Raw genomic sequence first — 19,363 nt, 5'->3', positions numbered from 1 at the left:
CCGGCAACCGCCGGGCGCCCCTCGCGCGTCTCTCTCCCCGCGCGGCGCCGGACGGATCAGCGGGGCGCCGGGGTGGCGCGGGGCGGGGGTGCCGGACGCGCCGGGCGGGTCAGGGTGCGGGTGGCGGCCGCGCCGAGTACCGCGCCCACCGCGATCACCAGGGTGGCCACCACCGCCACCGGCCAGGGCGACGGGCCGACCTCGGCCAGCCGTCCGCCGCCGAGCGGCCCGCCGGAGACCGCCGCGACCAGCCCCAGCAGCACGCCGGCCACCGGTCCGGCGAGCGCGGCCGGCCCGAGCAGCGCCGGCCAGGCCACATCGGCCCGTTCCTCGGCGGCCGCCCGGATCAGCCGCCGGGCCAGGAGCCAGCCGGCCGCCATCGCGGCCAGCACCGGCACCGCGAGCAGCGCGGCGCCGAGCCCGTCCATCGGGCCGCGCGGCAGGCCGGCCAGCAACGGTACGGCCGGCAGCGCGCCGACCGACACCTCACTCGTGCGGACGGCGGTGTCGGTGCCGACGGCGAACCCGGGACCGAGCAGGTAGCTGGCCGACCAGGCGATGGCGTTCGGCGCGTACGCGAGGCTGACCAGGGTGATGCCGGCCTGACCGGCCACCCCGGTCCGGTAGGCGCCGATCATGTCGGCCGCGTCGCCGCCGCCGGTGGCCACCGCCAGTCCGGCCGCCCCCGCGCCCGCGCCGAGCAGCAGCAGCGCCGCGACCAGGCCGGTACGCAGGCCGTCGCGCAGCGGCGGTGGGCAGCGCGCGGTCAGCAGCGCCCAGACGCCTGTGGTGCGCAGCGCCCCGACCAGGGCGGCCGGCACGCCGAACGCGGCGAACGTGAGCGCGGCGGTGACCGGGGAGACCCGCAGCCCGCCCGCGTCGACGGCGAACGCGGCGAGCGCGCCGAGCAGCGCGTACGCGATCCCGACGGCGGCCGCGACGGTGAGCGCCTGGCGGGGCGAGCCGGCCCCGCGCGCGCCGACGGCCCGGCTGACGTGCACGCCGGCGCGGGTGAGCCGCCAGACGGCGAGCGCGCTCAGCGCGAGCGGGATCAGGCCCAGCGGCCCGGCTGTGGTCTGCAGCGGCACGCCGTGCCCGAGCAGCCAGCCGGCCAGGCCGGCGCGCAGCGCGCCACCGAGCGAGCCGGCGTCCTCGCTGAGCTGGGCCAGGCCCAGCACGACGGAGACCGGCAGCCACGAGGTCAGCGCGGCCCAGAGCGCCGCCACCCCGGCCGCGACGGGCAACGGCGCCCGGCTGCGCGGCTCCTCGCCCGAGCGCGGCGCGGGCACCCGCGCGGCCGGGCGGGCGCGGCCGGGTGGCCGTTCCCCGGCGCGGGGACCGGAAGCCGGACGGCGTGGCTGGTCAGGGGTGACACGTGACATCGGGTCTACTCTGGCACGCCGCGGGAAGGACGGCAGTCCGATACCGGGTCGGCAGCGCGGCGAGTTCGCCGAACCCCCGCCTCAGCGGTGGTGATCCGGTCTAGCCTCGGCCTCAGACGCGACCATTCCCGTCGCGGCGCCTACCGTTCGGAGGAAGCCGTGCACGCTCCGTATCCGCCACCACCGCCGCCGCCGGCCGTCGGCCGGGACCGGACCACGCTCTGGGGCGTCCTCGGCATCGTCTTCGGCCTGTTCTGCTGCGGCATCCTGGGCATCGTCTTCGGCGCGCTGTCGATCCGCGACGCGCGGCGCAACGGCAAGTCGCAGCTGCTCGGCTGGCTGGCCATCGCGTTCGGTGTGATCAACATCGTCGCCAGCGCCATCGTGCGGGCCCGGGGCAACTCGTACTACCCGTACTGGTACCGCTGAACGCGAGGGGGCCGGCCGGTTCCCCGGTCGGCCCCCTCGGCGCGTGGTACGGCCGCTCAGCGGCCGGACATGAGCTCCCGCATCAGGTTGGCGGTCTCGGTCGGGGTCTTGCCGACCTTGACGCCCACCGCCTCCAGCGCCGCCTTCTTGGCGTCGGCGGTGCCCGCCGAGCCCGAGATGATCGCGCCGGCGTGACCCATGGTCTTGCCGGGCGGGGCGGTGAAGCCGGCGATGTAGCCGACCACCGGCTTGGTGACGTTGGCCTTGATGAACTCGGCCGCCCGCTCCTCGGCGTCGCCGCCGATCTCACCGATCATGACGATCGCGTCGGTCTCCGGGTCCGCCTCGAAGGCGGCCAGGGCGTCGATGTGGGTGGTGCCGATGATCGGGTCACCGCCGATGCCGACGCAGGTGGAGAAGCCGATGTCGCGCAGCTCGTACATCATCTGGTAGGTCAGCGTGCCGCTCTTGCTGACCAGGCCGATGCGGCCGGAGCCGGTGATGTCGGCCGGGATGATGCCCGCGTTGGACGCGCCCGGCGAGGCGATGCCCGGGCAGTTCGGGCCGATGATCCGGGTGCGCTCGCCCTTGGACTTGTTGTACGCCCAGAACGCGGCGGTGTCGTGCACCGGCACGCCCTCGGTGATCACCACGGCCAGGTCGATGCCGGCGTCGATCGCCTCGACCACGGCGGCCTTGGTGAACTGCGGCGGCACGAAGATGACTGTGACGTCCGCGCCGGTGGACTTCATCGCGTCCGCGACGGACGCGAAGACGGGCAGCTCGGTGCCGTCGAAGTCGACGGTGGTGCCGGCCTTGCGCGGGTTCACGCCGCCGACCACGTTGGTGCCGGCGGCGAGCATCCGCCGGGTGTGCTTGGAACCCTCGGAACCGGTCATCCCCTGCACGATGACCTTGGAGTCCTTGGTCAGCCAGATAGCCATTGTCAGACCCCCGCAGCTGCCAGCTCGGCGGCCCGCTCGGCCGCGCCGTCCATGGTGTCGACCCGCTGGATCAGCGGGTTGGCCGCGCCGTCGAGGATCGCCCGACCGGCCTCGGCGTTGTTGCCGTCGAGACGGACGACGAGCGGCTTGGTGGCCTTCTCGCCGCGCTGCTCCAGCAGCGCCAGCGCCTGCACGATGCCGTTGGCGACTGCGTCGCACGCGGTGATGCCGCCGAAGACGTTGACGAAGACGCTCTTGACCGACGGGTCGGACAGGACGATCTCCAGGCCGTTCGCCATCACCTCGGCGCTCGCGCCGCCGCCGATGTCGAGGAAGTTGGCCGGCTTGACGCCGCCGTGCCGCTCGCCCGCGTACGCGACCACGTCGAGCGTGGACATGACCAGGCCCGCGCCGTTGCCGATGATGCCGACCTCGCCGTCGAGCTTGACGTAGTTGAGGTCCTTGGCCTTGGCGGCCTGCTCCAGCGGGTCCACCGACGCCTGGTCGACCAGGGCCTCGTGGTCCGGGTGCCGGAACGCGGCGTTCTCGTCCAGCGTGACCTTGGCGTCCAGGAGCAGCAGCTTGCCGTCCTTGGTGGTGGCCAGCGGGTTCACCTCGACGAGCGTGGCGTCCTCGGCGACGAACGCCTGCCACAGCTTCACCGCGACGTCGACGACCTGGTCGGCGACCTCGGCCGGGAAGCCGGCCGCGGTGACGATCTCCCGGGCCTTCGCCTCGTCGACGCCGGTGTTGGCGTCGATCGGAGCCTTGACGACCTTCTCGGGCGTCTCGGCGGCGACCTGCTCGATGTCCATGCCGCCGGCCACGCTGGCGATGCAGAGGAAGGTGCGGTTCGCCCGGTCGAGCAGGTAAGAGAAGTAGTACTCCTCGGCCACGTCCGCGGTCACGGTGATCATGACCTTGTGGACGGTGTGACCCTTGATGTCCATGCCGAGGATGTCGGTGGCCCGGGCCACCGTCTCCTCCGCGCCCTCGGCCAGCTTCACGCCGCCGGCCTTGCCGCGGCCACCGACCTTCACCTGCGCCTTGACGACCACCCGACCGCCGAGGCGTTCGGCGATCGCGCGGGCCTCCTCCGGGGTAGTGGCGACGCCGCCGGCGAGCACGGGCAAGCCGTGCCGCTCGAACAGGTCCCGCCCCTGGTACTCGTACAGGTCCACGTTTGCGCGTCCCGTCCCGTCTCCGCGGCGCGCCGTCGCGCCGCCACCAGCGTTGGAAAATCAGTTTGACGCCTGTCATCAGAAGAGACAGGCCATTTGCCGCAGCCTAACGAGATGGGAACCGGCGGCAACCGAGCGGGTGCGGGGTGTGCGGTAATGCACAGCCCTCTTCGGCCGGCACCGGTTTCCGGCGGCGCCGGCACGCGGCGGCGGCCGCGGTTGTCAGCCGTCCGGGGGATGTGCCGGACCGGGCGTAACCGCCGGTCGGGGGCGTCGTTGAGTGTGATGTCGGAGCGCTGGTCAAGCGCGACGACGGGAGCGGCCGATGCCCTGTCGGTCGAGGGGTGGCGGCGGGGCATCGTGCATAGAGGGGCCGGGCGTGTGAGGGGTGCGTCCGGCCCCTCCCCCGTGCCCGGAGCCGCAGATGCGGCGGGTCAGCCGACCGGCTGGGCCACGTTCTCCCGCACCCATTCGACGATCGACCCGGTGGTCGCGCCGGGGGTGAAGATCTTCGCGACGCCGAGCCGCTCCAGCTCCGGCAGGTCGGCCTCGGGGATGATCCCGCCGCCGAACACCACGATGTCGGTGGCCTCGCGCTCGGCGAGCAGTTCGAGTACGCGCTTGAACAGCGTCATGTGCGCGCCGGAGAGCACGGACAGGCCGACCGCGTCCGCGTCCTCCTGGATGGCGGTCTCCACGATCTGCTCGGGCGTCTGGTGCAGGCCGGTGTAGATGACCTCCATGCCCGCGTCGCGCAGGGCACGCGCGACGACCTTCGCGCCCCGGTCGTGGCCGTCCAGGCCGGGCTTCGCGACGACGACCCGGATACGAGAGCTCATCTGCGCACACCTTTCACCAGGACACTGACCTGAACGAACGGTAACCCGGCGGAGCGGGGGGCGGAAAGCGGGGCCCGGACCGTCCCACGCCCGGGCTACTCTCCTACCGCTCAGGCGCGGACGCGGAAAGCCGGACACCTCCGCCGATCGGTCACTGTCCGCGACGAATGGACAGTCGGAGGCCCATCCGACCGGCGGCACGAGACATGACAAGCCAGGATGGAAACGGACATAACGAATCGCCAGTTCGGCGCTTCGGCTTGTGACAGGAGTGGCAGTTGGCTAACGTGTCCACGGTTGTCATCAGGTCCACGGACGGGTGACGACGCGACACCGGAGGTTCCACCGAGCTTCACCGAACGGTCCGGAGTCGCATCGGATCCCCGACAACGGAGGGTGTGCGTGCGCCAGCGCCTGTCGTCTGAGCCCGATCGCTATCGCGGCCGCCGTCGCGTACCCACCCCCCCGCGGAGCCGCTACGCGGCGGTGGTCACCACCGCGTTCGTCGGCGCCGGCATCGTCGCCATCGGCGCGAACGCCCTTCCTGACGCCAAGAGCGTCAACCCCTCGGTCCTCGACGAGCTTCGGCAGGCCTCGGTCGCCAGCCAGGACGCGGCGGCCCGTGCCGACAGCGCCGACCGCGCGTCCCGGTCCGACCGCACCGACAGCAAGATCACCGAGCAGGACCCGTGGCTCCTGCCGCTGCACGGCTACGACTTCAAGTCCCCCTACGGCATGCGCTGGGGCAAGCTGCACACCGGCATCGACCTGGTTGCGCCGGAGGGCACGCCGTACAAGGCGGTCCACGCCGGGACGGTCACCAAGGCGGGCTGGTTCGGCGGCTACGGCTACGCGGTGATCGTGAAGCACTCCGACGGCACCGAGGCCATCTACGGCCACTCCTCCGCCGTGTCGGTCAAGGAGGGCCAGGAGGTGAAGGCCGGCGACCAGCTCGGCCTGGTCGGCAACACCGGCCACTCCTACGGCTCCCACCTGCACCTGGAGATCCATGTCAAGGGCCAGCCGCAGGACCCGGTGGCGTTCCTCAAGGAGCGCGGAGTGGACATCCAGCTCGAAATCGAAGCGATTTACGGCGACGTAGCCGCCTCCTGACGCTCAGTACGCCCCGTCACCGCCCGGATCACACGATCCGGGCGGTTTCGTTTGGCGGAAGTCTGCCACGTCACACCCGCCGGTGTGAGCGGGACCACATCGGTAGGTGATCGTCTTCGCCGATGAACCGCCCGTCCGGTCGGCAACCGGGCACGCCGCGACGGCCCGCAGCCTCGATGAGCTGGAACGTCCAGAACCGGTCGGCCCGACACCAGTATTTCGTGGTCACGTGCCCCTCGACTGGTGAAGGATCCCGTGCAGCACAGCAGCCCCACCCCGGACAACGCTCCCGCCCGGCACCGGCGTCCGCGCCGCGCCCGGCGCACCGCATACGTGGTCACCGGCGCGGTGGCCCTGCTCGGCCTCGGCATCGGCGGCGTGGTCACCGTCGCCGACCGGTCCGCGCCGACGCCGGCCGCCGTCGACCTCGGCGTACAGGCCCGCGTCGACGACGCGGCCCGCGCCGACCGCTCGGCCCGCGAACCGATCACCCCGTCCGCCGTCCCCGCCAGCCCCGCGCCGAGCCCGAGCGCGACCACCCCGGCGCCGAAGAAGACGGCCACCGCCAAGCCCAAGCCGAAGAAGACCGTGGCGAAGAAGGCGGTGGCGAAGAAGCCGACCTGGGTCATCCCGATGAAGGGCGCGGACATCACGTCCTGCTACGGGCCCCGCTGGGGCACCCAGCACGCCGGCATCGACTTCGCCATGCCGGCCGGCACCCCGATCCACGCCGCCGCGGCGGGCACCGTGGTCAAGGCCGGCGACGTGGGCGACGGCTACGGCATCTCGGTCTTCATCGACCACCACAACGGCTACCTGACCCACTACGCCCACCAGAGCCGGCTCGCCGTCGCCGTGGGCGACAAGGTCACCGCCGGTCAGGTCATCGGCTACGAAGGCTCCACCGGCGACTCCACCGGCCCGCACCTGCACTTCGAGGTGCACCAGGGCGCCATGTGGAACCAGATCGACCCGGCGCCGTTCCTGCGCGCACGGGGCATCGACGTGGCCTGCTGACCGCGCCACGACAGGGGCAGGGCCCGGTCCGGCCACGAGCCGGACCGGGCCCGCTCACGCTCAGAGCTTGTCGATCGGGGCGTGCCGCAGCACCAGCCACATCGTCTGGTCGCCGAAGTCGATCTGCGCCCGGGCGCCCGGCCCGGCCCCCTCCACCGCCAGCACCCGGCCCAGGCCGTACCGCTGGTGGTTGACCCGGTCCCCGGCCGAGACCTTCGGGGCCTGCTTCAGCTCACTCGCCGTGGACAGCCGGCTGGCGTCCACGCCCAGCCGCTTCGCCAGCTCGGTCGCCTTCGGCGTGCCGCCGGCGAAGCCGCCGCGGCCCAGGCGGTCCGCCCGGCCGCCGACGCCGCCGCCCCCGCCACCCCACGAGGTGTACGACCCCTCGGTGCGCTCCCAGCGGACCAGCTCCGGCGGCAGCTCCTCCAGGAACCGCGACGGCGGGTTGTACGCGGGCGCGCCCCACGCCGACCGGGTCACCGCGCGGGACAGGTAGAGACGCTGGCGGGCCCGGGTGATGCCCACGTACGCCAGCCGCCGCTCCTCCTCCAGCTCCCGGGTGTCGCCGAGCGAGCGCAGGTGCGGGAAGACGCCGTCCTCCAGGCCGGTCAGGAAGACCACCGGGAACTCCAGGCCCTTGGCCGTGTGCAGCGTCATCAGCGTGACCACGCCCTGGTGGTCCGGGTCGTCGGAGGGGATCTGGTCGGCGTCGGCGACGAGCGCCACCTGCTCCAGGAACCCGGCCAGGGTGGCCCGCTCGTCGTCGGCGCCGAGCGCCTCGATCCGTTCGGTGTACTCCCGGGCGACGCTCACCAGCTCCTGGAGGTTGTCCACCCGGCCGGCGTCCTGCGGGTCGAGGCTCTCCTCCAGCTCGGCCAGGTAACCCGAGCGGGTCAGCACCGCCTCCAGCACCTCCTCCGGCGTGCCGGTGGCGGCCAGCTCCCGCGCCGCGTCGAGCAGCGCGACGAACTCGGCGATGCCGTTCGCGGCCCGGGTGGAGATGCCGGGTGCGTCCTTGGCCCGGCGCAGCGCGGCGCCGAAGGAGATGCGGTCGCGCGCGGCCAGCGCCTCCACGCACGCCTCGGCCCGCTCGCCGATGCCCCGGCGCGGGGTGTTCAGGATCCGCCGCAGGCTGACCGTGTCGTCGTCGTTCACCACCGCGCGCAGGTACGCGAGCGCGTCGCGGACCTCCTTGCGCTCGTAGAAGCGCACCCCGCCGACCACCTTGTAGGGCAGGCCGACCCGGATGAACACCTCCTCGAACACGCGGGACATGGCGTTGGTGCGGTAGAAGACGGCCACGTCGCCCGGGCGGGTGTCGCCGTCGTCGACCAGCCGGTCGATCTCGCGGGCGACCCAGTCGGCCTCGGCGTGCTCGGTGTCGGCGACGTACCCGACGATCTGCTCCCCGGCCCCGGCGTCGCTCCACAGCCGCTTCGGCTTGCGGGAGGTGTTGCGGTCGATGACCGCGTTCGCCGCGTTGAGGATGGTCTGGGTCGAGCGGTAGTTCTGCTCCAGCAGGATCGTGCGGGCGTCGGTGAAGTCCCGCTCGAACTCCAGGATGTTGCGGATGGTCGCGCCGCGGAACGCGTAGATCGACTGGTCGGCGTCGCCGACCACGCACAGCTCGGCCGGCGGGATCCCCTCGGTGCCGGAGACCAACTCCTTGATCAGCACGTACTGGGCGTGGTTGGTGTCCTGGTATTCGTCGACCAGCACGTGCCGGAACCGCCGCCGGTAGCTCTCCGCCACGTGCGGGTGCGACTGGAGCAGGTGCACCGTGGTCATGATCAGGTCGTCGAAGTCCAGCGCGTGCGCCTCGCGCAGCCGCCGCTGGTAGAGCGTGTACGCCTCGGCCAGCGCCCGCTCGTTCGGCCCCTTGGCCCGGCCGGCGAACTCCTCCGGGTCGACCAGCTCGTTCTTCAGGTTCGACACCTGGGCGGCCAGACCCCGGGCCGGGTAGCGCTTCGGGTCCAGGTCCAGCTCGCGGGCGACCATCTGCATCAGCCGGCGCGAGTCGTCCGCGTCGTAGATCGAGAACGTCGACTTCAGGCCGGCGTGCTCGTGCTCGGCCCGCAGGATGCGTACGCACGCGGAGTGGAACGTCGACACCCACATCATCCGGGCGCGCGGGCCGACGAGCGCGGCCACCCGCTCCTTCATCTCGCCGGCGGCCTTGTTGGTGAAGGTGATCGCGATGATCTCGCCGGGATGCACGTCCCGGGCGGCGAGCAGGTAGGCGATCCGGTTGGTCAGCACCCGGGTCTTGCCGGAGCCGGCGCCGGCCACGATGAGCAGCGGGGAGCCGGCGTGGGTCACCGCGTCCCGCTGGGGGCCGTTCAGGCCGTCGAGGAGGGCCTGCGGGTCCGACCCGGGGGCCCCGGGGCGGCGCGGCGGGGTCGGCCGGGACTCCGGCGCAGGCGGGGACGCGGGGATGTCGAAGAGAGGATGCATCGCAGTCCGAGTCTATGCCGTCGGCCGGACACTTCCCCGCCCGCGCGGCCGGTCGGCGCCCGGCGGCACGTCTCACCTGTTGGTGCGTCTTCTTGCGCGCCCGCCCGGGTGGTCGGCATACTCGACGACGTGTTCGATCAGCGCTTCTACTTTTACTACGGCACCGGGAGTCCGGCAGCCGTGGGTCGCGCCTGATCACAGACCTACGAAACGCCCCGGGCTCGGAGAGCCCGGGGCGTTTCCGTCCCGGGATCCGGGTACCGGGCCCGAGCCCCGAGAGGGACGACGATGATGACTGACGTGGTGGAGTCCAGCGGCAGCCCGGCGCGCAACGGCCGGCCGGCCGACGCCGACCCGAGCGGCGCCGCGGCGTCCCGGACCGGCACCGACGACGCGACGGCCGCCGAGCGGATCGGTGAGATCCGGCGGCGGATCGACGAGATCGACAGCACGCTCATCGCGCTCTGGCAGGAGCGGGCCGCGCTCTCCCAGGAGGTCGGCGCGACCCGGATGGCCTCCGGTGGGACCCGGCTCGTGCTCTCCCGCGAACGGGAGATCCTGGAGCGGTTCCGGGCCGAGCTCGGCGCGGACGGCACCCAGCTCGCGCTCCTGCTGCTGCGCGCCGGTCGCGGCCCGCTGTGACGCCGTGACGCCCCCGGATACGACGAACCGCCTACCGGCGTCGAGTTGACGCCGGCAGGCGGTCCGGTTCGGTTCAGGCCGCGTCGTGGGTGACGACGATCTCCCGCTTCTCCGCGAAGTGGCAGGCGCTCGGGTGGTCCGAGCCCGGCCGGATCTGGAGCAGCGGCACCTCCTGGGCGCAGACGTCCTGCGCCTTCCAGCACCGGGTCCGGAACCGGCAGCCCGAGGGCGGGCTGACCGGCGAGGGGACGTCGCCCTGGAGCCGGATGATCGCCTTGCTCTCGCGCACCGTCGGGTCGGGCACCGGCACCGCCGACAGCAGCGCCTGGGTGTACGGGTGGGTCGGACGCTCGTAGATCTCGTCCTCGGTGCCGATCTCCACCATCTTGCCCAGGTACATCACCGCGACCCGGTCGGAGAGGTGCCGCACCACCGACAGGTCGTGGGCGATGAAGACGTACGACAGGCCGAACTCGCCCTGGAGCTTCTCCAGCAGGTTCATCACCTGCGCCTGGATGGAGACGTCCAGCGCCGACACCGGCTCGTCGCAGACGATCACCTCGGGCCGCAGCGCCAGCGCCCGGGCGATGCCGATGCGCTGCCGCTGGCCGCCGGAGAACTGGTGCGGGTACCGGTTGATGTGCTCCGGGTTGAGGCCGACCAGGTCGAGCAGCTCCTTGACCTTGGTGCGCCGGCTGCCGCGCGGAGCCACCTCGGGGTGGATCTCGAACGGCTCGCCGATCAGGTCACCCACCGTCATCCGGGGGTTGAGCGATGTGTACGGGTCCTGCATCACCAGCTGGATCTGCCGGCGCAGCCGCCGCAGCGCGCCACCGGAGAGCTTGGAGATGTCCTGGCCCTTGTAGAGCACCTGGCCGCCGGTCGGCTTCTCCAGGTTCATCAGCACCCGGGCCAGCGTGGACTTGCCACAGCCGGACTCGCCGACCACGCCGAGCGTCTCGCCGGCCTTGAGGTCGAAGGAGACGCCGTCGACCGCCTTGACGTGGCCGATGGTCTTCTTGAACACCACGCCCCGGGTCACGGGGTAGTGCTTGACCAGGTCACGAACCTCGATGATGTTCTCAGTCACGGTTCACCAGTTCCTCGGCGAAGTGGCAGGCGCTGGCCCGGCCGTTGCCCAGTTGCAGCAGCGGCGGGACCTTCTCCCGGCACACCGGCTGCGCCATCGGGCAGCGCGGGTTGAACGCGCAGCCCGGCGGGATGTTCATCAGGTTCGGCGGGAGGCCCTTGATCGTGCGGAGCTCCTGGCCCTTCTCGTCCATCCGCGGGATCGAGTTGAGCAGGCCGAGCGTGTACGGGTGTGCCGGCTTGCGGTACAGGTCGTAGACGTCGGCTTCCTCGACGATCCGGCCGGCGTACATGACCGCGATCCGGTCCGCGACGTCGGCGACCACGCCGAGGTCGTGGGTGATCAGGATCATGCCCATCTGCCGTTCCCGCTGGAGCTCACCGAGCAGGTCCATGATCTGGGCCTGCACGGTCACGTCCAGGGCGGTGGTCGGCTCGTCGGCGATCAGCACCTCGGGGTCCAGCGCCAGCGACATGGCGATCATGGCGCGCTGCCGCATACCGCCGGAGAACTGGTGCGGGTAGTTGCTGAACCGGCCCTTGGCGTTGGGGATCTTCACCTGGTCGAGCATCTCGATCGCGCGCTTCTTGGCGTCCGAGCGGCTCATGCCGCGCCGGATGCGGAACTGCTCGGCGATCTGGAAGCCGACTGTGAAAACCGGGTTGAGGGCCGAGAGCGAGTCCTGGAAGATCATGGCGATGCCCTCGCCCCGGATCCGCCGCCGCTGCTCGGGGGACATGGTGAGCATGTCCTTGCCGTGGAAGCGGACCTGGCCGCCGGTGACGAACCCGGGCGGGGTGTCCAGGATGCCCATGATGGTCTGCGCGGTGACGCTCTTGCCGGAGCCCGATTCGCCGAGCACGGCGAGGGTCTCCCCCGCGTCGACGTGGTACGTGACTCCGTTGATGACCTTGGCGACGCCGTCCCGGGTACGGAACTCCACCCGAAGGTCGTCGACCTCGAGCAGCCGGCCCGAGGGGCGACCGGATCCGTCGGCGCCCGGCGCGGACTGCTCGGACACGAGAATGTCGGACAACTCAGTTCCCCTATCGAAGCTTCGGGTCGAGGGCCTCGCGGACCGCCTCGCCGAGCATGACGAAGCTCAGCACTGCGGCGACGAGGAACGCGGAGGGGAAGAACAGCAGGTACGGCGAGACCCGGATGTAGTTCTGCGCCTCGCTGATCATGATGCCCCAGGAGACGACCGGGCTCTTCAGGCCGATGCCCAGGAACGAGAGCGTGGCCTCCGCGCCGATGAACGAGCCGACCATGATCGTGCCGTAGACCAGAAGCGGGGCCAGGCAGTTCGGCAGCAGGTGCTTGAGGATGATCCGGCCGGTGCTGGCGCCGAGCGCGCGGGCCGCGACGATGTAGTCGGCCTCCTTGGTGGCGAGCACCGAGGAGCGCATCAGCCGCATCACCACCGGCCAGCTCAGCACGCTCAGGGACAGGATGACCAGGCCCATGATCGTCCACTCGCCGTTGTCGGTGCCGGAGCCGTTGAACGTGGTCAGGATGACGATCGAGCCGAGCACGAACGGCAGGCCGAAGAAGATGTCCGCGACACGGGACAGCAGCGCGTCCACCCAGCCGCCGCGGTAGCCGGCGATGATGCCCATCGTGCCGCCGACGAGCAGCGTCAGGACGGTGGAGACCACTGCGACCACGATCGAGGCGCGGGCGCCGTAGATGACCCGGGCGTAGACGTCGCGGCCCTGCACGTCGTAGCCGAACCAGGCGGCCGACGACGGCTCGACCCGGCTGCGGTCCAGCGAGCCGTTGACCGCGTCGCCGGAGGTGAACAGCCACGGGAAGGCCGCCATCACGAGGAAGATCAGGATGATCGTCGCCGAGATCCAGAACAGCGGCTTGCGGCGCAGGTCGATCCAGGCGTCACCGAGCAGGCCACGCGGCTTGTTCTGCTTCGCGCTCTCCGGCAGGCCCGCGTTGGTGGGCGCGCCCGACCCCGCCTCGGTGGGCATGGTCGCGGGCGGCGTCGACACGATCGACGCGGTATTCGGGTCACTCATGCCCGTACCTCGCTGCGCTCGGCGCGGGCGTGGTTACCCGCGCAGACTGCTGGGACGTTTCGTACGCTGCGGCGGTCACTCATAGCGGATCCTCGGGTCGAGGGCGGCGTAGAGCAGGTCCACCACCAGGTTCATGATGAGATAGACGAGCACCAACACCACGACGATGCCGACAACGGTAGCGCTCTCCTTGGTGACGATCGAGCGGAGCACCTGACGGCCGATGCCGTTGATGCCGAAGATGCCCTCCGTCACGATCGCGCCACCCATCAGCGCGCCGAGGTCGGTGCCGAGCAGGGTGACCACCGGGATGAGCGAGTTGCGCAGCAGATGCACGCCGACCACGCGGCGCATCGGGAGGCCCTTGGCGATCGCGGTGCGGACGTAGTCGGCACGCCGGTTCTCGGCGATGCTCGTACGCGCCACCCGGGCGATGTACGCCATCGATGCGCTTCCGAGCACGAAGCCCGGCACGATCAGTTCACTGAACCGCATCTCGTTGGACACGGTCGGGTTGATGATGCCCCACTTCACACCGAGCAGCCACTGCAGCACGAAGCCGATGACGAAGACCGGGAGGGCGATCAGGAAGAGGGTGGAGACCAGGACCAGGTTGTCCAGGAAGCCGTTGCGCCGCAGGCCGGTGAGGATGCCGGCGCCGAGACCGATCACGGCCTCGATGGCGAGGGCGACCACCGCCAGCTTCAGGGTGTTCGGGTACGACGTGGCGATGATGTCGCTGATCTCGCGACCGCCGAACGTGATACCGAAGTCACCCTGCAGAAGGTTCTTCATGTAGCTGGCGTACTGCACCCAGATCGACTCGTCGAGGTTGTACTTCTCGGTCATCATGGCGCGGTAGTTCGGCGGGCAACCGCGGTCGCCGCACTTGCCGGCGAAGGGGTCACCGGGCACTGACCAGACGAGCCAGTAGATCAGGAACGTCGTACCGATGAACACCGGCACGAGTTGCAGCAGCCGTCTCAAGAGATAACGGCCCATGGGGTGGTCCTCCAGACAGGGAGCGCCGGGGCGGGCCGGCGCGGCGGCGACAACGTTGCGAGGGGTTCGTTGTACACCCCCTCGCGGAACGGCCCCGGGTCGGGCTCACCGGTAGGCGAGCCCGACCCGGGGTCAGAGCGTTCGGATCAGAGCTCGACCGAGGTGATGTCGAGCTCGCCGACGTTGGTCAGCTCGAGCTTCTTGATCTTCTCCGAGTGGCCGGACTGCTGGCCACCGAAGTAGATCGGCATCGACGGAACGTCCTGGTCGATCAGCTTGACGGCCTCAGCGAACTTCTTGTGGGCCTCCTCGATGCTGGGGGCCGCGGTGGCCTCCTTCGAGAGGGCGTCCACCTGCGGGTTGCTGTACTTGCCGTCGTTCGAGGAACCACCGGTGACGTAGAGCGGGTTGATCCAGTTCTCCACGTCCGGGTAGTCCTGCTGCCAGCCGGCCCGGTACGCGCCGGTCATCTTGTAGGCGTTGATGTTGGCGCGGAAGACCGCGAAGGTCGGCACGCCGACGGCGACCGCGTCGATGCCCAGGTTGGTCTTGATCTGCTGGGCGACGGCCTCCATCCACTCCTTGTGGCTGGCGTCCGCGTTGTACGACAGGGTCAGCTTGCCCTGGAAGCCACCGGACTCGGCGTAGAGCTTCTTGGCCTCGGCCACGTCGAACTTGCAGGCGGTGCAGTTGCCCGGCTCGGCGCCCGGGGTCAGCGGGTTGGCCCAGCTGTCGGCCGGCTTACGGGTACCGAAGAAGATCTTGTCGGTGATCGCCTGCCGGTCGATGGACAGCGAGATCGCCTTGCGCAGCTTCGGGTTCTGGAAGCGCTTGTCGTAGATCGGGAAGGCGATGATGCCGGTCGACGGGGTGGTCGAGGACATGGCCCGCTCGGCCAGGTCGGTCTTCCACTTGTCACCGGCCAGCGCGGAGACCGGAACCTGCTGCTGGAAGTCCAGGTTGCCGGCGAGCAGGTCGTTGTAGGCCGCCGTGTCGTCCTGGTAGATCTTGACGGTGACGTCCTTGATCTTCATCTTGTCGCGCAGGCTGTAGTCGTCGAAGCGGGTCAGCTTGATCTCGACGTCGTCCTGCCAGGAGACGAGCTTGACCGGGCCGTTACCGATCGGCTTCTTGCCGAACTCCGCCGGGGTGGTGGAGAAGAAGGCGTCCGGCAGCGGCACGAAGGCGCTGTAGCCGAGCTTGGTCGGGAACACGGCGGTCGGCGCGTTCAGCGTGACCTCGAAGTTCCAGTCGTCGACGACCTTGAGGCCGGACATGTCCTTGGCCTTGGGCTCCGGGGCCTTCTGCGGGCCGTCCGGGCCGTCCGGGTCCTCGGTGTAGACCTCGTCGAAGCCCTGGATGTCGGAGAAGAAGGAGGCGTTCTGCGCGCCGTTCGGGCCGTACGCCGCCCAGTTCCAGGCCTTGACGAAGCTCTCGGCCTTGACGGTGGTGCCGTCGTGGAACTTGGTGTTCTGCTTGATCTTGATCTTGAAGACCTTCGAGTCGCTCGTCTCGATCGACTCGGCGAGCAGGTTCTGCGGCGCCCCACCGTTGTTGGGGTACTCGACCAGACCGCTCCACATCCAGTCGATGATCGCGCCGCCACCGGTCTCGGTGGTGTTCGCCGGAACCAGGGGGTTCTCCGGCTGGGTACCGTCGATGACGATCGCGCCGTCCGAGCTGGCGCCGGCGTCGCCACCGTCGTTGTTCCCGCTGGAGCAGCCGGACGCGACGAGCGCGAATGCCGCGCCCACCGCGAGCGCGCCGCTCGCCCGCTTCGAGACTCTCATTCCGAGGGGCCTCCTCTTTCTTAACCTGGTTCCGTCGTGGGTTTCACGCACGTTTGGGGGTGACACCACCGGCGACCCGGACAAGCCGGACGTCGGTTTACCGCAGAGGATTTCGGGACACCCCAGGGGTACCGATCCGCCGGGCGCCACACCTTGGACGTGGGCACCGCGCAGGGTCGACAACCACGCGGCGACGCTGGTGGCGGCGTCCACGTGGTCGGCAGGCCCGACGAGATGCCTCACACCGGGGGGTGAGGTGCTGCCACTGTGACACCCACCGGCCCTTTCCGTGAAGGTGCCGTTATCAAGACGTTAGTTGCCCGCCACGTTGCCGATACTTGAGAAAAGATCACAAAGCGTACGGACGATAGGGCCCTGAACAGGCAAGACGGGCACATGGAGGTTGACGGGCATCCCTGCCGCCCGCATGCGCTGTGACATGGACCGCGCCCGCTCCGGGCCGTCAACGGGCGCACGGCTGCGGCTTTTTTGTCCGTCCGGAGGATACCGACGTCGACTGTGCGGACAACAACGACCCCCCGGGGGGACGATGCCTCCCAGGGGGTCGCCGAGCGACGTGAGCTCAGACCAGGCGGCGGTCGGCAGCCCAGCGGGACAGCTCGTACCGGTTCGACATCTGGAGCTTGCGCAGGACGTTGGAGACGTGCGTCTCGACCGTCTTGATCGAGATGTACAGCTCCTTGGCGATCTCCTTGTAGGCGTACCCGCGGGCGAGCAGCCGGAGCACCTCGCGCTCCCGGTTGGTGAGCTGGTCCAGCTCGGGGTCGGCCACCGGCGCGTCCGGCCGGGACGCGAACGCGTCAAGCACGAACCCGGCCAGCCGGGGGCTGAACACGGCGTCCCCGTCGGCCACCCGGCGGATCGCGTCGGTCAGCTCCTCCGGGGAGATCGTCTTGGTGACGTAGCCCCGCGCGCCGGCCCGGATCAGCCCGATCACGTCCTCGGCGGCGTCGGACACGCTCAGCGCGAGGAACCGCACCTGCGGGTGGGTACGCCGCATCGCCTCCAGCACCGCGCGGCCGCCGCCGTCGGGCATGTGCACGTCGAGCAGCACCACGTCCGGCGCGGTGGCCGCGATCCGGGTCACCGCCTCGGCCACCGAGCTGGCCTCGCCGACCACCTCGACCCGCGCGCCCAGCTCGGCGCGCACGCCGGCCCGGAACATCGCGTGGTCGTCGACGAGGAAGACCCGCAGCGGCCCGCGCGGCGCCGTGCCCTCGACCGGTTCCTGCTCGGACATGTCACCTGTCCCTTTCCGCCGTGGAGCCGGAGCCGCTGATCGGCAGGATCAGCCGGACCTCGGTCCCTTCTCCCGGCTCGGACCGGATCTCCGCCCGGCCGCCGTGCCGCTTCATCCGCCCGATGATCGATCCTCGGACGCCGTGCCGGTGATTCTCCACCGTATCCGGGTCGAAGCCCTTGCCCCGGTCCCGGACGAAGACGCTCACCTGCTCCGGCTCCACCTCGGCGTAGAGCGACACGGTCTGCACACCGGCGTGCCGGGCCGCGTTGACCAGGGCCTCCCGGGCGGCGGCCACGAGCGCGCCGACCCGCTCGTCGGTCTCCCGGTCGCCGACGACCACCGCCTCGACAGTGATGGCGAACGTGTCCTCCACCTCGGCGGCGGCCTGCTCCAGCGCGGCCGCGAACCGCTCGGTCGGCGAGGCGGTCGGCTTGTAGAGCCAGTTGCGCAGCGAGCGCTCCTGGCCACGGGCCAGCCGCTGCACCGTCTTGACGTCGCTGGCGTTGCGCTGGATCAGGGCCAGTGTGTGCAGCACCTGGTCGTGGACCATGGCGGCCAGCTCGGCCCGCTCCTGCTCGCGGATGCGTCCCTCCCGCTCCGAGCGGAGCTGGTTCCAGGTCCGCCAGAGCACCGGGCCGGTCACCACGCCGACGCCGGCCAGCCCGACCAGCGCGAAGATCACGCCGTTGAGCACCGCGTCGAAGTTCTGCGCCGGCGAGTAGACGGCCGCCACGCCGATGATGCCGACCGCGACGAGCACGCCGCCGCCGATGAAGCGCAGCACGAACGCGCGCCGGTCGGTCTCTTCCACCACCGCGCCCAGCCAGGGCACCGCCGCGTCGCCCCACTGCCGGCGCCGCTCCGGCCCGGACTGGTGCCAGATGACGCCCGCGCCGACCGCGATGATCGCCACCAGCCAGCCGGCGGTGCCGGCCGCGCCCACCGAGTTGAAGGCGAAGACCTGCAACAGCAGTACGCCCAGCCCGATCGCCACGAACGGCAGCAGCTGGGTCAGGTCACGGCGCGGCGGGACGGCGGTGTCGCCGGGGCGGGGTGGCACCACCGCCCAGAAGGCGGCGTAGAGCAGCAGCCCGAGGCCGCTGAGCCCGAGCAGGACCATGAACGCCATCCGCACCCGCAGCACCGGGATGCCCAGGTGCTCGGCGATGCCCGCGGCCACCCCGGCGGCCAGCCGGTGCTCGGTGGCCCGGTAGAGGCGCGGGGCGTGCGGGGCAGGGGTGCTGCTGATCGGAAACTCCCAGGTCGAGATGGAGAGGGCGGCGGCGCCGACGCTCAGATCGTCACACGGCGGCGACGTCCCGGACCACGGGGACGCCCCGGACTTTCGCCACCGGCGGATCTCAGGGTGGGGTCAGGGTCGGGTCCTGAGGCAGTCCGGGCGGCCGGGCAAGCAGTATCGGAGGCATGACCGAGGACGCTGCCCGTCCGCCCCGCCCCTGGGCGGCAGCACAGGACGCCCCGCCGCCGCCCCCACCGGGGTCGGCGCCCCCCACCGACCACGCGACCACGCCGCCCGGCGGCGGCGCGCCGTTCACCGGCCCGCCACCCGGGGGGTACGCCCCGCCGCCCGGCGCCGCCGGCTTCACCACCCGGTACGGGCTGGTGCGCCCCCGCGAGGGCCGCTACCTGGCCGGGGTGTGCGCCGCCATCGGCCGGGCCACGAACACCGACCCGGTGCTGTGGCGCGTGCTGCTGGCCGTGCTCGGCTTCTTCGGTGGCATCGGCATCATCGTGTACGTCGCCGGCTGGCTGATCATCCCCGGCGAGGGCGACACCGCCTCCCCGGTGGAGGCCATGCTCGGCCGCGGCCGGTCCAGCATGTCCCCGATCACCGTGATCGTGCTCGGCATCGTGGTGGCGCTCGGCTTCGCCTACGTCGTCACCGACGGGTTCCGGGCCATCCTGCTGGGCGCGGTGATCCTGATCGGCGGCGCGCTGCTGCTCAACCGCGAGCAGCGCGGCCCGGGGCAGCGGCCGGCTCAGCCGGCACCGCCGCCCGGCCCGGTGCCGGGTCCGGTGCCGCCGGTGGCCTGACTCGCACCGCCGGCCCCGGGCACGTGGACCGCGGGGGCCGCCGGGCCGCCGTGGACCGCCGCGCCGCCGGTCGGTACCACGCCACCGGTACGCCCCGAAGCAGCGTCGTACGCCGCCCACGCCGAGCCCGG

General features: G+C 71.3%; 16 protein-coding genes and 1 pseudogene. 5 read left to right on the top strand and 12 right to left on the bottom strand.

The window, feature by feature from the left end; genetic code table 11:
* Positions 1-56: 56 nt before the first annotated feature.
* Positions 57-1,382, bottom strand: a complete 1,326-nt coding sequence (locus MCBG_RS24020; protein WP_043328359.1) for a cell division protein PerM — start codon at positions 1,380-1,382, stop codon at positions 57-59.
* A gap of 159 nt (positions 1,383-1,541) precedes the next feature.
* On the opposite strand from MCBG_RS24020, the gene MCBG_RS24015 reads away from it, so the two are divergent.
* Positions 1,542-1,811: a hypothetical protein gene (locus MCBG_RS24015; RefSeq protein WP_043328358.1), complete on the top strand. Its 270-nt coding sequence runs from the start codon at positions 1,542-1,544 to the stop codon at positions 1,809-1,811.
* Between the two features lie 56 nt (positions 1,812-1,867).
* Here MCBG_RS24015 and sucD read toward each other — a convergent pair whose 3' ends face one another.
* From sucD to MCBG_RS24000, 3 genes are all read right to left on the bottom strand, one after another.
* Positions 1,868-2,755: a succinate--CoA ligase subunit alpha gene (gene sucD, locus MCBG_RS24010; protein ID WP_030501510.1), complete on the bottom strand. Its 888-nt coding sequence runs from the start codon at positions 2,753-2,755 to the stop codon at positions 1,868-1,870.
* 2 nt (positions 2,756-2,757) lie between these two features.
* Positions 2,758-3,936 carry an ADP-forming succinate--CoA ligase subunit beta gene (sucC, locus tag MCBG_RS24005; RefSeq protein ID WP_043328357.1) on the bottom strand — a complete coding sequence of 393 codons (1,179 nt, stop codon included), beginning with the start codon at positions 3,934-3,936 and terminating at the stop codon, positions 2,758-2,760.
* Between the two features lie 434 nt (positions 3,937-4,370).
* Complete coding sequence (locus tag MCBG_RS24000; RefSeq protein ID WP_030501512.1) at positions 4,371-4,775, bottom strand: cobalamin B12-binding domain-containing protein; 405 nt, start codon at positions 4,773-4,775, stop codon at positions 4,371-4,373.
* A gap of 402 nt (positions 4,776-5,177) precedes the next feature.
* On the opposite strand from MCBG_RS24000, the gene MCBG_RS23995 reads away from it, so the two are divergent.
* Both MCBG_RS23995 and MCBG_RS23990 read left to right on the top strand, forming a co-directional pair.
* The gene (locus MCBG_RS23995; RefSeq protein WP_043328356.1) at positions 5,178-5,888 is read left to right on the top strand and encodes a M23 family metallopeptidase; all 711 of its coding nucleotides are present in this window, start codon (positions 5,178-5,180) and stop codon (positions 5,886-5,888) included.
* 255 nt (positions 5,889-6,143) lie between these two features.
* Positions 6,144-6,905 carry a M23 family metallopeptidase gene (locus tag MCBG_RS23990; RefSeq protein WP_176722804.1) on the top strand — a complete coding sequence of 254 codons (762 nt, stop codon included), beginning with the start codon at positions 6,144-6,146 and terminating at the stop codon, positions 6,903-6,905.
* A 60-nt stretch (positions 6,906-6,965) separates the two neighbouring features.
* Here the strand turns inward: MCBG_RS23990 and pcrA are convergent, their stop codons facing one another.
* Positions 6,966-9,359: a DNA helicase PcrA gene (pcrA, locus tag MCBG_RS23985; protein WP_043328353.1), complete on the bottom strand. Its 2,394-nt coding sequence runs from the start codon at positions 9,357-9,359 to the stop codon at positions 6,966-6,968.
* 288 nt (positions 9,360-9,647) lie between these two features.
* Here pcrA and MCBG_RS23980 point away from each other — a divergent pair, with 288 nt between their 5' ends.
* Positions 9,648-10,001 carry a chorismate mutase gene (locus MCBG_RS23980; RefSeq protein ID WP_043328352.1) on the top strand — a complete coding sequence of 118 codons (354 nt, stop codon included), beginning with the start codon at positions 9,648-9,650 and terminating at the stop codon, positions 9,999-10,001.
* A 73-nt stretch (positions 10,002-10,074) separates the two neighbouring features.
* On the opposite strand, the gene MCBG_RS23975 is transcribed toward MCBG_RS23980, so the two are convergent.
* The 7 genes from MCBG_RS23975 to MCBG_RS23945 all read right to left on the bottom strand — a co-directional run bounded on the left by MCBG_RS23975 (position 10,075) and on the right by MCBG_RS23945 (position 18,447).
* Complete coding sequence (locus MCBG_RS23975; protein ID WP_043328351.1) at positions 10,075-11,091, bottom strand: ABC transporter ATP-binding protein; 1,017 nt, start codon at positions 11,089-11,091, stop codon at positions 10,075-10,077.
* The gene (locus MCBG_RS23970) at positions 11,084-12,112 is read right to left on the bottom strand and encodes an ABC transporter ATP-binding protein (protein ID WP_043328350.1); all 1,029 of its coding nucleotides are present in this window, start codon (positions 12,110-12,112) and stop codon (positions 11,084-11,086) included. Before MCBG_RS23970 ends, MCBG_RS23975 begins: the two co-directional genes overlap by 8 nt.
* 25 nt (positions 12,113-12,137) lie before the next feature.
* The gene (locus MCBG_RS23965) at positions 12,138-13,121 is read right to left on the bottom strand and encodes an ABC transporter permease (RefSeq protein ID WP_043328349.1); all 984 of its coding nucleotides are present in this window, start codon (positions 13,119-13,121) and stop codon (positions 12,138-12,140) included.
* A gap of 75 nt (positions 13,122-13,196) precedes the next feature.
* Positions 13,197-14,123 (bottom strand): ABC transporter permease, encoded by a 927-nt coding sequence (locus tag MCBG_RS23960; protein ID WP_013288523.1) that lies wholly within the window; start codon positions 14,121-14,123, stop codon positions 13,197-13,199.
* 146 nt (positions 14,124-14,269) lie between these two features.
* Positions 14,270-15,913: a peptide ABC transporter substrate-binding protein gene (locus MCBG_RS23955; protein WP_043328348.1), complete on the bottom strand. Its 1,644-nt coding sequence runs from the start codon at positions 15,911-15,913 to the stop codon at positions 14,270-14,272.
* Between the two features lie 583 nt (positions 15,914-16,496).
* Positions 16,497-17,174 carry a response regulator gene (locus MCBG_RS23950; RefSeq protein WP_030501521.1) on the bottom strand — a complete coding sequence of 226 codons (678 nt, stop codon included), beginning with the start codon at positions 17,172-17,174 and terminating at the stop codon, positions 16,497-16,499.
* Position 17,175: 1 nt separating this feature from the next.
* A complete protein-coding gene (locus tag MCBG_RS23945) occupies positions 17,176-18,447 on the bottom strand; it encodes a PspC domain-containing protein (RefSeq protein ID WP_082930979.1) in 1,272 nt (423 codons plus the stop codon).
* Positions 18,448-18,602: 155 nt separating this feature from the next.
* On the opposite strand from MCBG_RS23945, the pseudogene MCBG_RS23940 reads away from it, so the two are divergent.
* Positions 18,603-19,363 (top strand): annotated as a pseudogene (locus MCBG_RS23940) (PspC domain-containing protein); the annotation flags it as partial.

The sequence above is a fragment of the Micromonospora sp. M42 genome (assembly GCF_000568915.1).
GTDB lineage: Bacteria > Actinomycetota > Actinomycetes > Mycobacteriales > Micromonosporaceae > Micromonospora > Micromonospora chalcea.
The sequence above is the reverse complement of the archived record's forward strand: the minus strand, read 5'-3'. Positions and strand labels throughout refer to the sequence as shown.

Coding starts and splice junctions, on each gene's coding strand:
- sucD (WP_030501510.1), bottom strand. CDS start 2,755: ATGGCTATCTGGCTGACCAAGGACTCCAAGGTCATCGTGCAGGGGATG.
- MCBG_RS23960 (WP_013288523.1), bottom strand. CDS start 14,123: ATGGGCCGTTATCTCTTGAGACGGCTGCTGCAACTCGTGCCGGTGTTC.
- MCBG_RS24000 (WP_030501512.1), bottom strand. CDS start 4,775: ATGAGCTCTCGTATCCGGGTCGTCGTCGCGAAGCCCGGCCTGGACGGC.
- MCBG_RS23980 (WP_043328352.1), top strand. CDS start 9,648: ATGATGACTGACGTGGTGGAGTCCAGCGGCAGCCCGGCGCGCAACGGC.
- MCBG_RS23965 (WP_043328349.1), bottom strand. CDS start 13,121: ATGAGTGACCCGAATACCGCGTCGATCGTGTCGACGCCGCCCGCGACC.
- pcrA (WP_043328353.1), bottom strand. CDS start 9,359: ATGCATCCTCTCTTCGACATCCCCGCGTCCCCGCCTGCGCCGGAGTCC.
- MCBG_RS23955 (WP_043328348.1), bottom strand. CDS start 15,913: ATGAGAGTCTCGAAGCGGGCGAGCGGCGCGCTCGCGGTGGGCGCGGCA.
- MCBG_RS23950 (WP_030501521.1), bottom strand. CDS start 17,174: ATGTCCGAGCAGGAACCGGTCGAGGGCACGGCGCCGCGCGGGCCGCTG.
- MCBG_RS24020 (WP_043328359.1), bottom strand. CDS start 1,382: ATGTCACGTGTCACCCCTGACCAGCCACGCCGTCCGGCTTCCGGTCCC.